Here is a 15,822-nt window from a genome sequence, read left to right on the forward strand (position 1 = left end):
AAAGAACTCGGTGCTCAAGCAGATCCTCGACAACGCCGTCGTTGCCGAGGGTGTGACCGACGTGTTCGCCCTGTGCGGCCTCGACAAGCCCAATATCGGGCTGCTGTCTGACGAGTTCCTGGATGATGTACGGCGCATGCCCTACAGGAATCTGGCCGTGGAGCTGCTGGAAAAGCTCCTGAAGGACAATATCAAGGCCCGCACTGGCAACAACGTGGTGCAGGAGAAGAAGTACGCCGACCGCCTGCAGGAGACCCTGCGCCGCTACAACAACCGCGGCATCGAAACGGCGCAGGTCATTGAAGAACTGATTGCCATGGCCAAGCAGTTCCAGGCCGAGATGGAGAGGGAGGCTGCGCTGGGCCTCAACCCGGACGAAATCGCCTTTTATGATGCCCTGGCCAACAACGAGAGCGCCGTGCGCGAGCTGGGCGATGAAATCCTGAAGAAGATTGCGGTGGAAATCACTGAGAAACTACGCGCATCCACCACCGTGGACTGGCAGATACGCGAGAGTGTCAGAGCCAAGTTACGGATCCTGGTTCGACGTACCTTGCAGCGGTACAAATACCCACCCGATGAAGCACCGGGGGCTGTGGAGCTGGTGTTGAAGCAGGCTGAGGTGCTGTCTAATGCGTGGAGTGTGTGATGAAAATGAACTATAGCGGTGAGCGCAGCGCTTCCCGCCTTTCACGGGTGACCTGTGCCTTGCTGTAGCGCCACCAGTCCAATGAGATCTCCGACATTACGCCAAGCTTGACTTGTACGAAGGGGTACAGGTGAACTATGGAAACTTAGCATCGTGTTGAAAAGGAGTTCAGGTGGCCCTCGGGTACGGCCCTTGCCAATGACATGGAAGCATTCCCTACCTCCCCACTGATTCTGGATCTGGAAACTGCATCAGCAAAATCGGATCAGAGCCCCCAGCGCATCTTCATGCTGGGTGCGCTGCGTCCTGACACGGGCAAATCCCTTGAGCTCAAGATCACCAGGGCAACACCACTTGATGCCGCCCTTGAGCAACTGCAGGATCTGGCCAGCGGAGCTGACTGTCTTGTTGGCCACAACATTCTCGCCCACGATCTGCCGGTGCTGGCTGAATACCAGCCAGACCACACATTATTCAAGCTGCCGGTGATTGACACTCTGCGCTTGTCGCCCCTTTCCTTTCCGCAGAACCCTTACCACCGGCTGATCAAGGATTACAAGCTGGTGCGTGACGCACTGAACTCCCCGCTGGCTGACTGCCGGGCTACCTGGGAGTTGTTCCAGGATCAGTGCGAGGCCTTCCGCAGACTCAATGAAACCCACTATCAGGAACTGCTCTGCTATCAAGCGCTGGCCAGCGCCGATAACTCGACTGCTACGGCTGCGTTGATAGCGAGCATGACAGGACAATCCCCACTGTCCGATCGGGAGTTGGCTGGGCAGATTCCAGCCTTGCTGAGCGAGCATGACCCCAGCCTGGGCTATGACCTGAAGGTATGCCGTACTGCTCTTGACCGCCTGCTTGCTCAAGAGCTGTCTGAGCCTCTACAGCGCTGGTCGTTGGCGTATGCCCTCGCCTGGCTGCGGGTATCCGGAGGAAACTCGGTACTCGCTCCCTGGGTGTACCATCAGTTTCCCTCCACGGGGAAATTCATCCGTGAGTTACGCGATAAGCCCTGTTCCGCACCAAACTGTCAGTACTGCCTGAGCGTCCATGATCCACGCTCAGAGCTCAAACGCTATTTCGGATTCGATGACTTCCGCTACGAAGCCGACGGCGGCAGTCTTCAACACGATACCGTGCTGGCCGGCATGCGTGGCGAAAACGTGCTGGCCATCCTCCCCACCGGGGGTGGCAAGTCGCTTTGCTATCAACTCCCCGCACTCAACAGGTATTACCGCAACGGCAGTCTCACCGTGATCATTTCACCGCTCCAGTCCCTGATGAAGGACCAGGTTGATGGGCTGCTGGAACGCAATATTGAATGCGCCGCAGCCCTGAATGGCCTGCTGTCCCTGCCAGAGCGGGCTGATGTGCTGGACAAACTGCAGTTGGGTGACATTGGCATTCTGCTCGTCTCGCCGGAGCAGTTTCGCAATCAGGGGTTCAGAAAGGCCATCGAAAAACGGCGGATCGGCGCCTGGATCTTTGATGAGGCGCACTGTCTGTCCAAATGGGGCAATGATTTTCGACCGGACTATCTGTATGCAGCCCGCTTTATCCGGGAGCTGACAGGTACAGACGAACTGGCCCCCATCGGCTGCTTTACTGCCACCGCCAAGACCGATGTGATTGAGGACATCTGTCAGCACTTTGATGAGCAGTTGGGCATCAGCTTTACTGTATTCAAGGGTACGCACGAGCGCGACAATCTCAGCTTCGATGTACTGCCCTGCAGCCGCCACGAGAAATGGGCGCGCACTCTCGAGCTGCTCAATGCCCACCTGGCCGATACCACCGGTGGTGCCGTAGTGTTTGTGGCCAGTCGCAAATCCTCCGAAGAGCTGGCCACCTTCCTTGCCCAGCAAAACTGGAGCTGTCAGCACTTCCACGCCGGCCTCGAGCCCAACGAGAAAAAGGACATCCAGGACGCTTTCAAGGCCGGCAGCCTGCGGGTGATCGTTGCTACCAATGCCTTCGGTATGGGTGTCGACAAGCCTGATATACGGCTGGTGGTGCATGCTGAGATTCCCGGCTCGCTGGAAAACTATCTGCAAGAAGCAGGGCGTGCCGGGCGTGACCGCGATCAGGCACGATGCGTACTGCTGTACGACCCGAACGACATTGAAACCCAGTTCAAGCTGACCGAGCGGTCCCGCCTTACGCTGCGCGACATTCAGCAGATCCTGCGTAAGCTGCGTTTTGAGCAGGCTCGCCGAAAAGGCGAGCCACTGATCATCACCGCCGGCGAAATTCTTCAGGACGAGACGGTCGAAACCAGTTTTGATGCTGACGAGCGCGATGCAGAAACCAAGGTTACCACCGCCATTGCCTGGCTGGAGCGCGGGGATTACCTGAGCCGCGAGGCCAACGTCACACGCATCTTTCCCGCCAGGCTCGGTGGCGACGAAGCTCAAGCTGCGGCCATATTGGCCAAGGCGGAGCTCTCCCAACGCAAGCGCAAGGAGTATGAAACCATCCTCCACTATCTGCGCAATACAGGACCTGATGAGCGGGTAAGTACCGATAAACTGTTGCAGTTGACCGGCCAGACACCCGATGAGCTGGCTGGCACATTGCGGCAGATGGAAACACTTGGTCTGCTGATCAATGACACCCAATTGACCCTTTATCTTCGCCATGGAGTAACAAACTCCTCGGAAATCCGCCTGAAGCGCATCCTGGAGCTGGAAGAATCGCTGTTTGCGCTGCTTTCTGAAGAAGCCCCCGACGCAGAGAGTGGAGAGTGGCAAGACCTGTCTCTGACCAGGCTGGCCACCGTACTGAAGGAGCGCACAGGCAACAGTCAGATATTGCCTGTGCAAGTACTGGCCCTATTGAAAAGTCTGTCGCGGGATAAGGATAACCATGGGGGGCAGCGCAGTAGTTTCGAGTTGCGGCCTTTAACCCATGACTACCTGAAGCTGCGCATACTCAATGGCTACAGCTGGCGAAGCCTGGAAGCTTTGGGCACCAAGCGGCGTGAGCTGGCTGCAGTACTAATGCCTTTTCTGATTGGCAAGTTGCCACCTGACCTGCGCAGCAAGGACGCGATGGTGCAAACCAGCTTCGGTGAGATGGAGTCGCTGATTGCTGAAGACCTGATGCTGAAAGCACGCATACCACCCGAACAGCGCCGCAAAGCCGTCGAGCATGTACTGCTGTACCTCCATCAGCAGGAGGTGCTGGTATTGAACCACGGCATGACGGTGATGCGCCGTGCCATGACCATCAATGTGAATGTGGAGCGCAAGGGCCGCTACCTCAAGAGTGATTTCAGGCGCCTGGAGGAGCATTACCAGGAGCGCACCATTCAAGTGCATGTGATGCGCGAATATGCGGAAAAGGCGCTGCAGACCATGGCTGATGCTCTGAGATTGGTATTTGATTACTTCAGCCAGAGTAAAGAAGACTTCCTGCAGCGATACTTTGCCGGAAAGCGGTCGATACTTGAGCGAGCCACCAGTGAAGAGTCCTGGGAGGCAATTGTCGGTCCATTGAGCGCAGCCCAACGCAAGGCAGTGGTGGACGATAACGATATAAATCGCCTGATTCTGGCTGGCCCCGGATCGGGCAAGACCCGGGTGGTGGTGCACCGCATCGCCTATCTGCTCAGAGTCAGACGCGTTCCAGCCAGAGCCATTCTGGCTTTGACGTTCAATCGCCATGCCGCCAACGAGGTGCGCAAGCGGCTTCAGGCACTGGTCGGCGCTGACGCCTTCGGCGTCACTGTGCTGACGTATCACAGCCTGGCCATGAGGCTGACCGGAGTCAGCTTCCAGCGCAATACGCAGGTGGATGAACAGCGCCTTCTGGAGGTTCTGCAGGAAGCTGTATCGCTGCTGGGCAGCGATACGGCCGAAGCCGATGGTGATGAGCTGCGGAGTCAACTGCTGGCGGGCTATCGCTACATCCTGGTAGACGAGTATCAGGACATAGATGACATTCAGTACCGCTTGATCAGCGGCCTGGCTGGCAGGCATGTCGATCAGGAGGAACAGTTATGCATCATGGCCGTAGGTGACGACGACCAGAACATCTATGCTTGGCGCAATACCAGTAACAGATATATCGAGCGCTTCTGTGAAGACTACCAAGCCAGTGTGGAATACCTGGTGGAGAATTACCGCTCAACCGCGTATATCATTGACTGCGCTAACAGACTGATCGCTCGGAACCCCAATCGACTCAAGCAGCAGCACCCGATCCGGATTGACGAGGCCAGAAGAAAAGACCCTGCGGGTGGCGCCCAGGCGTCTGCCGATGCCGTAGCCCAGGGCAAAGTTCTGAGGCTGGCTCTCCCATCCAGCGATCTGGAGGAAGGTAATATCCAGGCGCAAGCTGCTGCAGCGCGACTCAACGAACTTGTTGAAACGGGGATGTTCACCTGGTCCGACTGTGCGGTGCTATCGCGCAGTCATCGCTATCTTGCCCCGATTCAGGCCTGGTGTGAGCAACATCAGGTCCGGTATCACCTGGCAGCTGACAAGGTCAGATCAGCCCCGCTGTCACGCCACCGCGCATTTGTTTCGTTCATCGATGCCCTGGCAGCCCTGACTCAACCCGCAACGGCAGAGAGACTCCACGTTCTGCTGGCTGAACAACCCCATGACCGCTATTGGCTGGATCTGCTGCACGAGGCTATCGATCAGTTTGCTCTGGAGTTCGGAGAAGCCGCACTCACCGGCCCTGCATTGATCGACTGGTTCTATGATTACCTCAGGGATATTCGTGAGAAACCCGCTGAAGGCCTGTATATAGGCACTGTACATTCAGCCAAGGGGCTTGAGTTCGCCCATGTTGTATTGCTGGACGGCGACTGGATCAACCACCCCCCGAGTCTCGAGGACGAGCGGCGCCTCTACTACGTGGGCATGACACGGGCAATTCACACACTCACGCTCTGCGAGTATCCGGGCGGCAACATTTTCAGCCCCGGGTTGGCCTCGGTCTGTATGACTCGGGACTGGCAGTCACAGCCTGACCCCGCCTTACGCAAACGCTATCGAACGCTTACCCTCAAGGATATAGACATTGGCTTCGCTGGCCGCCAGCCCCCGAGTGCCGCCATTCATAGTCATATTGCCCAGTTGCGTCCAGGAGATCCATTGACCTGGCGCTCTGAGGGCGACCGGTTCCTGCTGCAAGATGCTCAAGGCAACGTAGTCGGTCGAACGTCCGCCTCGTTCAGTCTGAACAATGCTATTGAGAGCAGCTCTGTGAGCAGCATAGTAGTTCGGTATGCCAGCGACACTGAGGAGCAGCACCGGCATTACGCCAAGGCCGAGCGCTGGGAGGTAATAGTGCCTCAAGTGGTTTACAGCGAACCTTTACGGACGCCAACACCCCAGGAATGAAACGTCGGATAGGGTCTTAGCACCTGGGATATCGAAGATGCCAACGCGATCTACGGCACCGACATCTCGGCAACGCGGGTTTCTCTGGGTTCTGCCTTCACGAACATGGGAAGGCCAGAAACGCCTCTGAGTCGTACCAGGGTTAACGCGGTTGTCGAGAAGTCCGAAGGGTCGTATAACAGGCATATCCCGTTACCGTACGATGTGAGGGACATAACAAGTGATGTACACGAACCTGCCCCCCTTTATACGCCAGATGGTAGACCCCAGGTCATTCTCGGAGCTTATGACCCAACAGGACGACGACCCCGCGCCCAGACCAGTGCAGCTGCGCAAGGGGGAACGATTGGAGCTTCCCCTCATGTACACGGTCGCACGCTCTTCAGCGCCCAGAAGCCGGCCCGTCGCGAACGGCTTTGTTCGACGCTTAGCCACGAAGTGCTGGGCTACTTTGGCCTCAGTACGCTCCAACTCGAAATAAAGAGGCAGATCCTCGACGTGATACGCTCCGCCCCTCTGTGGAATCTGTGGCCGCCTTCCAGGTAGCGGATCAGCCTGGACCAGTTGTTGGACAGGTAGCTGATAGCCTTACCCAGCGCACTCTGCGGTGTGATGTGCGGCTGTGTCTTGTCCAGCCAGCTTTTCAGTTGCTGCAGGATCGGCTCGCTTTTTTGCTGCCTGATTTTCCGGCGCATGGTGTATGGGACGGTTGACGGGTGACCCCGATTAACATACAGATCCCCGATCAGCAGCAGCACCGCGCACTGGATACCCTTAGGCATCGGGCATCGCCATCATTCGCCATCTCGGCTATAACCTGCTCAATCAGTCGTCAATCTCTCGACATGGCACCACCTGCCAGAAGCACGTCACACGAGGAAGCCGCGAGCACGCGGCGCGCGACACTGCCCAGAATCAATCGGGATACTGCGTTCTTTCCCTGAATGCCGAGCGCGATGAGGTCTGCTCTTCCGCTCCTCGCGACTCGAACCAGCGCTGTGGCAGGATCACCGCGAACGACCCGAATTTTTCCTGCCACTGCCAGGTCTGCGCGGACGGAACGCAATTCTGCGTAGGCAGTCTGTGCTTTGGCTTCACGATACCGGTCGAGCTCGGCCTGAGAGGTTCCCACTTTCAGCATGGCCTGCTCGAACGTATGCGGGATTTCGAAAGCGTGTATAAGCTCAAGTTTCGCCGGCGGGGCTATTTGCGCCGCGGTCTGTGCTGCCGCAAACGACATCGGCGAGAAGTCAACGGCCGCGATCACACGCCGGTACGGGTCGTCAGTCGCGCGCTTGACGACCAAGACCGGACATAAGCCGACGCGCACGACCCGGTCAGCGGTCGAGCCGAATATTCTTTCGCGCAGATTCTGAGGCCTTCCTGGCCCGATAACCAGCAGGTCGGCAGCGTGATCGCGTATCAGGCGCTCGATAAGCTGGTCGGCCTTGCCGCATTCCACCTCGACTTCTACCTGAACCGCCGCGCTCTCGGCCAGCTGTCTGAGTGAAGCGATAGCCTCTGCTTCCAGCATGCTTGCGATGGCTTTCTCGTTGGCTGGAGACGGAAGTCTGGGATCGGACTCCGGAAGGCTCTCGATCGCATGAGCCAGTACGAGCCTGGCCCCGTGGGCGGCGGCAAGCCGGATCGCGCGGCGCGCTACCTGCTGCTCACCATGCTCAAGGGCGATCGCTGCAATGATGGTTTTGATCGTCACGCCGCATCTCCTGACATGCCGGGAAGGAGCCAAGCGCTGTGCGCTCCTCCCGCTGATACTGGGCTGGATAACATAAAACCGCGGCCAGCTCACCCAGCCGACGCGCCGTACAGCACGCAGAAGCCCGGCAGGGCAGCTGAAACGGCAGAACTCGAAAGACGCATCGCACCATCCTTGAATGATGGCGGATCGGCTTGATGGTAGGGGGTATGTGAGAGCACGACAAGCAGTGGAACTGCATGCCGGGTATGATCCCTGTATCCATCTATTTGAACAGGAGATCGAGATGAGCACTGATCGTTATCAGAAGGGCATGGACAAGCTGAAGGAGCTGACGGTGGCGCAGGAGGTGTTTGCCGAGCAGGGGGTGAGTATCACACCGCAGGATTGATGTCACAGAGGCAGGTGTAACGCAGGGCGCGCTACACCCCGAAGGGTTGTGCCCTGAGTTGGCGAGCACCCGCTCGCCGACCAGTGACCGAGACAAGCACGCCGCAGCGTCTCCGGGAATCACGAACTACTGCGAAGCCACCTTCCCCGCTGGCCAACGCCCGCCCGAATTTGCTATTCTCCCGCCCTCTGACCAAGCGCTCTGCTTGCAGCCCTCCACTGAGCGATATGACGCGAATCCGACCATACTGCGGATACGCTACCTGCTGATAGCCGCCGATGACGCATTCATACTTCACCTGCGCTGCTCCCGGACGCTGGCACCCTTTCAGCTTATTCGCGCTGCTGTGCCTACTCGCCCTGATGTTGCCCGCAGGCACCGCACTGGCCAGCACCTGCGGCAGTGCCGGCAATATCCAGTTGCGAAAACAGGTCGCTGTGACAGCCGAGGAGCGCGCCTGGATCGCCTCGCTGCCTGCCCTGCGGGTGGGGGTGATTCGCAATGCCGCACCGCTGACCGAACGCGATGCGGTCACCGGGGCCTACCGCGGTATCAGTATCGATGTGTTCTGCTTCATTGCCCAAGAGCTCGGCCTTCGTTACCGACTGCTGGACAGCGGGGGAGACTTTACTCCCATGCTGCGGGCAGTTCAGCAGGGCGAGCTGGATATGCTGATGCCCCTGAGCCGTCAGCGAGAGCGTGAGCCATTCGGCCTGTTCACTCTGCCCTATTTCACCAGTCATTACGCTGTCATCTCGCTCAAGGGCAAACCCCGCACCCTGCAGAGCCTGGCTGAACTGCCGGACTTCCGCATCGGGGTAGTCGCCCAGACTGCCCTGGCCCGGGACCTGGCGGAAGTAGTGCCGGCTGACAGTCTGCATGCCCTGCCCCTGGACGAGGGCAAGAAGGCCTTCTATCAGGCCCTGCGCAGCGGCACGGTGGATGTGCTGGTGATGAACAAGGACATCTTCACCGAGGACAAGTACCGCGACGAGCTATTCGACATGGAAGTGGCGCAGATTCTCACGCAGTTCCCGCGCCGGTACGGCTTCTATTTCAGCAAGACGGAAGATCACCAGCGCCTGGTCGAGTTGTTCGACCACTATCTGGCACACATCGATGCCTCCGATGCCATCCTGCGACACGAGGTGGGGGAGCAGCGTCTGATTGAGCGCTATCTGCGTCAGCAGGACCGCCTGGATCTGCAGCGGCTGCTGACGGCGGTCGTGGCCCTGTCGCTGCTGTTGCTGCTGGCCTACTTCCGCCACTACCGGCGCCTGAGCAAGCAGCTGGATGCCAGTCACCGGCAGGTGCTGGAACAGCAGCAGGCCCTGCTGGAAGCCAACCAGCAGCTGGAGCGCCTGAGCATGACCGATGGGTTGACCGGCCTGGCGAACCGGCGGCGGTTTGATGAGCGAGTGGCGCTGGAATTTGCCCTGCACAGGCGTACCGGCCGACCGTTGAGCGTGCTGATGCTGGACCTGGATCACTTCAAGCAGGTCAATGACCAGCTCGGCCACGCCATGGGCGACGAATACCTGCGCCGGGTGGCCAGCGAGCTCAAGGGCTACTGCCGCCGACCGACGGATCTGCTGGCCCGCTACGGCGGCGAGGAGATCATCTGTCTGCTGCCGGAGACGGCGCAGCCGGAGGCGTTACAGATCGCGGAGAGGATGCGTGAGGCGGTTGCCCGCCTGCGCCTGGCCAATCCCGGCTCCCCGTCGGGGCAGGTGACCCTGAGCATAGGCGTGGCTACCCAGACCGGGCAGCATCCTACCACCGACAGTCTGCTGGCCGAGGCCGATGCCCGGCTGTATCAGGCCAAACGCGGCGGGCGCAACCGGGTGTGCTCGAGCTGAGCAGGCCCCGGGGCGCCCGGACAGGCTCTATTGATGTTTCCAACAGGGTAAACTGCGGCCCGGTTATTTCCTTACTGGCTCCCCCATCATGAATAGTTCATTTGTTACCGAAAACCTGGAGTATCTGCAGCCGCCCCCGATGACCACCCTGAGCGGGCGTCGCGTGCTGTTCGTGATGGCCGACCGCGCCGAGTATGGTCCGCATCTGCAGCAGCGTTTCATCCCGCTGCTGACCGGGATAGGTCCTGTGGAGGCGGCAGTGCAGCTCACAACAGCCCTGACCATGCTGGCGGCGCGGGGCGAGCGACCGGACCTGGTGGTGTCGCTGGGCTCGGCCGGCAGTCGGGTGCTGGAGCAGACCGGCATCTATCAGGCGACTTCGGTGGCCTATCGGGATATGGATGCCTCGGCGCTGGGTTTCGAGCGGGGCGTCACACCGTTTCTCGGCCTGCCGGCGGTACTGCCCCTGCCCCTGCGCATTCCCGGCATCGCGGAGGCGACGCTCTCCACCGGAGCCAATATCGTCTCCGGCGCAGCCTATGACAGCGTCGCGGCGCAGATGGTGGACATGGAAACCTACGCCTGCCTGCGGGCCTGCATGCGCTTCAACCTGCCGCTGATCGCCCTGCGGGGGATTTCCGATGGCAAGGCCGAGCTGAATCATGTGAGTGACTGGACCGAGTATCTGCACATCATCGATGAGAAGCTGGCGGCGGCCGTGGATCAACTGGCACAAGCGCTGAGCGATGGCAGCTTGATGCCGTAACCGGCCCGGGCAGGGTCAGCCAGCCTGGCTGCCCGCTGCGCTTTGCTGCTCGGTCTCCAGCGCCACTTCCACCCGATTGCGTCCACCATGTTTGCCGGCATACAGGGCGGCATCGGCGCGGTTCAGGGAGTCGCTGAGCATCTCCCCGGCCTGATGCTCGCTGACACCGATGCTCAGGGTCACCGGGGCATGCAGACCGTACAGGCTCCAGTCGTACCCGGCCACGGCCTGGCGTACCCGCTCGGCGACCTGGGTAGCCTGCCGGATATCCGCCCCCGGCAGCAGCGCCAGGAACTCCTCCCCGCCCCAGCGCCCGACACTGTCACCTTCGCGCAGGGCTTCGCGCAGCAGCGCGCCCACCTGACTCAGCACCCGGTCGCCGCAGTCGTGCCCGTGCAGATCATTGACCTGCTTGAAGTGGTCCACATCCACCAGCAGGAAGGCCAGCCGACGCCCGGCATGTTCCCGTTCGGCAATATGCCGACCGGCCAGCTCGACCATGTACCCGCGGTTGTACAGCCGGGTGAGCGGGTCGGTGGTGGCCATGCGACTCAGACTGCGGTGGGCCCGTCTGACGGTCATCATGTAATACATCGACAGATAACTGGACATGCCGAAGAGGACGGTCAGGTTGAACAGGTACAGGGCAAGCCGGGCGTTCTCGGAGATGGGCTGCACGGGCTCGACCAGATGGGTGGCGACCGCCAGACCGATATAGAACAGCCACAGTGCCACGACCGTCAGCGCCGCCCTGCGGTAGGAACGATTACCGGCAAAAAGCGCGGGAATGAACATCAGCAGGTAATAGTAGAAACCCGCCTCCCAGCCGATAAGCAGGGAGCCCAGGGTGGCATGGATCAGCACCTCGATCCAGATCAGCGTCAGCGCCAGGACATTGCGCCGGGTCTTCAGCGCCCACCAGGCGATGGCGTACATGGGGACACTGAACACGTTGATCCAGGCGAGGATCGGCGAACCCAGATAATGGAAGATGAAGAACAGGGCCACGTCCACGCAGCCGGCCAGCACGCAGCAACGCATGCACATGAGCCAGAACTGCGAGCGCGAATCCGCCGTGGGGCGCCGTCCTTCCATGTACGCTCAGCTCCTGCGGTGTGGGTTGTTTGCGGCAACATTAACCTGAAAAGCGGGGGCATGAAACGGGTAACCACAGTCGTTCGTGTAAAAAATTCGTCTCATGTGTAGCCAGTTCTGGCTCAAGACAGTCCAATGCCCATACGATATAGCTGTAACGGCTGTACTACAGTGGATTGTACCTGGCCACCACTCCCCGCTCGGGGCTGGCCATTCAGAGCTCGCACAGCATCCATGATCAATACCACGCACAATCTTCGATTGCAGGTCTGGCTCTACCTCCTGTTCATCAGCGGACTGCTGACCGGGCTGCTCGGCTTCGTCGGCCAGGTCTGGCCCGGCCTGGCAATTCCCGAAAGCCTCATGGTGACCATGCGCGGTTCGTTGGTACTGATACTCGGCAGCCTGGTAATGCTGTCGCTGATGCTGCAATCACGACCGCTGCGCTATCTGTCCGGATCCCTGCTTTCCATCGTCGGCGGCTATTACGCGGTGCGCCAGCTGCTCGCGATCGCCGGATTGATGGCGCCGGCTGCGCAGTCCAGCGGCGAGATAGCGCCGATGGTCTGCTCCCTGCTGTGGGGGCTGGGCGGCCTGATCGGTACCGAGACCCGCCTGCGTCGGCTGTTCGCCATGCTGATCAGTTGCATGGGCATGGCCATCGGCGGCTATGTACTGCTGATGTTCCTGTTCGCCGGCGGCGGGGAGAGCCCCCCGCTCATCATCGGCTTCACCCGGATCGGCGCCATATTCTGTCTGGTATTTGCTGCAGCACTGGCGCTCCTCTGCCGTCTGCCCTGGTCCCAGATCGAACGCATGGAGCTTTCCGCCGCCAGTGGCGGTGCTCTGGCCGTTTTCGGCACCTTCTTTCTGCTGGTGATGGCCAGCGGGGGCATTCATCAGGAGCGCCACAATTCGGCACGCGCGCTGGTGCAGCACTATGCCGGGATGCTCGAATACGAGCTGGAGTCCTCGGCCGAGCTCATCGGGCGTATGGCCGACCGCTGGGCCGCTCTGGACCTGGAAGTGCCCGCCGCCCTGCAACGCACCGAACTCAAGCGCTACTTCACCGATATCACCGCCCTGAAATCCCTGCTGGTGCTGGGCCGCGACGGCCGGACCCTGCTCCATGAAAGCAGCAATACCGGCGAACAGCACTGGCTGGCGCGGCAGATGGCGAACCCGCCCATGGCGCAGTGGATCAACACTGTGCGGGCCCAGGGTCTGACTGCCGCCTGGCACATACCGGATAACAGCCGACCGCTGCATGCGGTGCTGATGATAGTGCCGGAGGGTTCAACCGAGGCGCTGTTCTTCGCCACCTTTGACCTGGATCCCATGTGGCAGCCGGTGGCTCCGGCGTCCGACAACGAGTTCGATTTCACTCTGGTCTCCCGGCCCGACAGCCCCTCACTGAAACATGCCCAGAGGCTGGAGGTGTTCGAGCACGCCAGTGTCACTCTGCCGGGTGGGCCGACCCTGACCGTTACCGCCTCGGCCGGACCGGCCAGCATGCGGACCCTGCCGGGCATGCTGATTCCCTCGATTCTGGTCCTGGGTCTGCTGGTCAGCTATCTGCTGACCATCGGCCGCATCGTGGCGGTCAAGCAGCGTCAGAGCACCGGAGCCCTGCATACCGAGGAGCAGCGCTTCCGCTCGCTGTTCGACCAGTCACCCGACGCGGTCTTCGAGTTCACCCGTGAAGGGCGCTGTGTCGCGCTCAATGACCGGGCCAAATTCATCACCGGCATCAATGACCAGGACCTGGGTGAGCTCCACTACCAGAGCTTGCTCACCGGCAGAGTAATGAGCCGCATGGACTTCGAGACCTTGGATGCCGCCTTCCAGCGGACCATCGAGGGCAGTGCGCAGACCTTCAGCGTGAAGTTCCTGAACATTTCCGGTCAATGGCGTGACTACGAATGTTCCTTCATGCCGATGCTGGTCAACAACGCCGTGGTCGGGCTGTACTCGGTGGTCAAGGATATTACCGAACGCCTGCAGGCCCAGGAGAACCAGCGACTGCTGACTCGCAGTCTGGAGTCCAGCGACAATGCCGTGCTGGTGGTGGATGTACGGGATCCTGTGATGCCGGTGGTGTTCGTCAATGCCGCCTTCGCCAGCATGACGGGGTGCAGCCGGGAGGAAGCGCGCGCCAGCACCCTGTCGATGATTACCGGCTCGATGGAGGAGCCTCGGGATGTCGAGCTGATCCGCACCACCATCGCCAACGGCGAAGCCGCGACCTTCACCGTGCGCAACCTGCGACGCAACGGCATGACCTTCTGGAACCAGCTGTCCCTGGCGCCGATCAAGGACGAGGACGGCGGCATTACCCACTACACCGTCATCATGAAGGACGTGTCGGAGAAGAAGGAGCACGAACACCAGCTGGCCTACCAGGCCACCCACGACGCGCTCACCGGCCTGGCCAACCGCGCCCTGCTGGAGGACCGCCTGGAACACGATATCCAGCTGGCCCGGCGCAGCGGCAAGCAGCTGGCAGTCATGTTCATCGACCTGGATAGTTTCAAGCCCATCAACGATACCCTCGGGCACCGTATCGGTGATCAGATTCTTATCAACGTGGCCCGCCGCCTCAGCTGTGCGATCCGCCCCACCGATACCCTGGCGCGTTTCGGCGGCGATGAGTTCGTCCTGTTGCTGCCCAACCTGGAAACCGAAGGGGAGGCCGAGCTGGTCGCTGATCGCATTCTCCACGAGGTCGGGCAGGCGCACAGGGTCGGCAGCCACGAGTTGCACGTCACCGCCAGTATCGGCATCAGCTTCCTGCCCCAGGACCCGGATGCGCCGACGAGAATGCTGCAGCAGGCGGACATGGCGATGTACAAGGCCAAGCAGCAGGGTCGCAATGCCTATGTGATCTTTTCCGGCGATCTCGACGAGAAGCTGTCCTCCGGGGTAACCCTGCGCAACGAGCTGCAGGAGGCGCTGCGCGATGATCAGCTGTTCCTCAATTATCAGCCCAAGGTGGACCAGTACGGCAGGTTCTGCGGGCTGGAGGCCCTGGTACGCTGGCGCCACCCGATCAAGGGGCTCATCTCGCCGGCCAGGTTCATTCCCATCGCCGAGGAAACCGGGCAGATCATGCACCTGGGCCACTGGGTCATCACCCAGGCCTGCCGGGATGCCAGACAGCTGCTGGACCTGGGGCTGCTCAACCATCGGGTAGCTGTCAACCTGTCGCCCCTGCAGTTCCACCGTCCGGGATTCCTCGCCTCCCTGCAGGATATCCTCTATCGCACTTCCCTGCCCGCCAGCTGTCTGGAGCTCGAGCTCACCGAGAGCATCCTCATGCGCAACAGCGATGCCGCCATCGAGACCCTGAACACCCTCAAGCGGATGGGCATCACCACCAGCATCGACGACTTCGGTACCGGCTATTCCAGCTTCAGCTATCTCAAGGATCTGCCGGTGGAGAGCGTCAAGATCGACCGCAACTTCGTCGACAATGTCATCTCCAACCGCAAGGACGCCGCCGTCTGCCGCGGCATCATCGCCACCGCCAGCGAGCTGGGCATGACAGTGGTGGCCGAGGGCGTGGAGAACCGCGAACAGTTCGAACTGCTCAGGGGCTACGGCTGCGATGCATTCCAGGGTTACTACTTCTCCCGCCCCATGGGCCTTGACGAGCTGATCGACTGGGTGCGTCAGCATCAGAACAGCGACGCGGTCTGAACCCGGCCCACCGAGAGCCTGCACCTGCAGGGCCGCTTCGACAGTTACCCCAAACGCCGCGGCCTGACCCGGGTGCCGGAACTGCTGGCGGCCGGCCTGAAGGTTGCCTTCGGCCCGGACTGCCCGCCCGCTGCGTGATACTCCAGGGCCGCTCGCCCTATGAAGTGCTGCTTGGCCAGCAGCCGGTGCGGGCCTCGATCCGTGATGGGCGTGTGATCCTCGCACGCTGACAGGGCACCGCTGGGCCGGGCGGCTCGGCCGCCCGTGCCGCTTTCTGGCGTATACTCGC

7 protein-coding genes and 2 pseudogenes are annotated in these 15,822 nt (G+C 60.6%); 6 read left to right on the forward strand and 3 right to left on the reverse strand.

All coding sequences use genetic code 11. The features are described from left to right. Both BM046_RS14845 and BM046_RS14850 read left to right on the forward strand, forming a co-directional pair. Positions 1-649 (forward strand): DUF3387 domain-containing protein (locus BM046_RS14845; RefSeq protein WP_143084208.1); only part of this gene is annotated, 649 nt, incomplete at its 5' end. A 203-nt stretch (positions 650-852) separates the two neighbouring features. Next, positions 853-6,006 carry a RecQ family ATP-dependent DNA helicase gene (locus BM046_RS14850; RefSeq protein ID WP_090540861.1) on the forward strand — a complete coding sequence of 1,718 codons (5,154 nt, stop codon included), beginning with the start codon at positions 853-855 and terminating at the stop codon, positions 6,004-6,006. 530 nt (positions 6,007-6,536) lie between these two features. Here the strand turns inward: BM046_RS14850 and BM046_RS16530 are convergent. Together BM046_RS16530 and BM046_RS14860 are read right to left on the reverse strand one after the other, a co-directional pair. Beyond that, positions 6,537-6,788, reverse strand: a pseudogene (locus tag BM046_RS16530) (IS66 family transposase); the annotation flags it as partial. 50 nt (positions 6,789-6,838) lie between these two features. Beyond that, positions 6,839-7,723: a universal stress protein gene (locus tag BM046_RS14860; protein ID WP_177197886.1), complete on the reverse strand. Its 885-nt coding sequence runs from the start codon at positions 7,721-7,723 to the stop codon at positions 6,839-6,841. 669 nt (positions 7,724-8,392) lie between these two features. On the opposite strand from BM046_RS14860, the gene BM046_RS14865 reads away from it, so the two are divergent. Together BM046_RS14865 and BM046_RS14870 are read left to right on the forward strand one after the other, a co-directional pair. Further along, the gene (locus tag BM046_RS14865) at positions 8,393-9,973 is read left to right on the forward strand and encodes a transporter substrate-binding domain-containing diguanylate cyclase (protein ID WP_090540864.1); all 1,581 of its coding nucleotides are present in this window, start codon (positions 8,393-8,395) and stop codon (positions 9,971-9,973) included. A gap of 88 nt (positions 9,974-10,061) precedes the next feature. Further along, on the forward strand, positions 10,062-10,739 hold the full coding sequence (locus BM046_RS14870) for a 5'-methylthioadenosine/S-adenosylhomocysteine nucleosidase (RefSeq protein ID WP_218150049.1): 678 nt from the start codon (positions 10,062-10,064) through the stop codon (positions 10,737-10,739). A 15-nt stretch (positions 10,740-10,754) separates the two neighbouring features. On the opposite strand, the gene BM046_RS14875 is transcribed toward BM046_RS14870, so the two are convergent. Next, positions 10,755-11,834, reverse strand: a complete 1,080-nt coding sequence (locus tag BM046_RS14875; protein ID WP_090540868.1) for a GGDEF domain-containing protein — start codon at positions 11,832-11,834, stop codon at positions 10,755-10,757. A gap of 234 nt (positions 11,835-12,068) precedes the next feature. Here BM046_RS14875 and BM046_RS16625 point away from each other — a divergent pair, with 234 nt between their 5' ends. Together BM046_RS16625 and BM046_RS16630 are read left to right on the forward strand one after the other, a co-directional pair. After that, positions 12,069-15,533: an EAL domain-containing protein gene (locus tag BM046_RS16625; RefSeq protein WP_177197887.1), complete on the forward strand. Its 3,465-nt coding sequence runs from the start codon at positions 12,069-12,071 to the stop codon at positions 15,531-15,533. A 6-nt stretch (positions 15,534-15,539) separates the two neighbouring features. Further along, positions 15,540-15,763: pseudogene (locus BM046_RS16630) on the forward strand (cytosine deaminase); the annotation flags it as partial. Positions 15,764-15,822 lie beyond the last annotated feature (59 nt).

The organism is Halopseudomonas formosensis (assembly GCF_900115905.1).
In the GTDB taxonomy this organism is placed as follows: Bacteria; Pseudomonadota; Gammaproteobacteria; order Pseudomonadales; family Pseudomonadaceae; genus Halopseudomonas; species Halopseudomonas formosensis.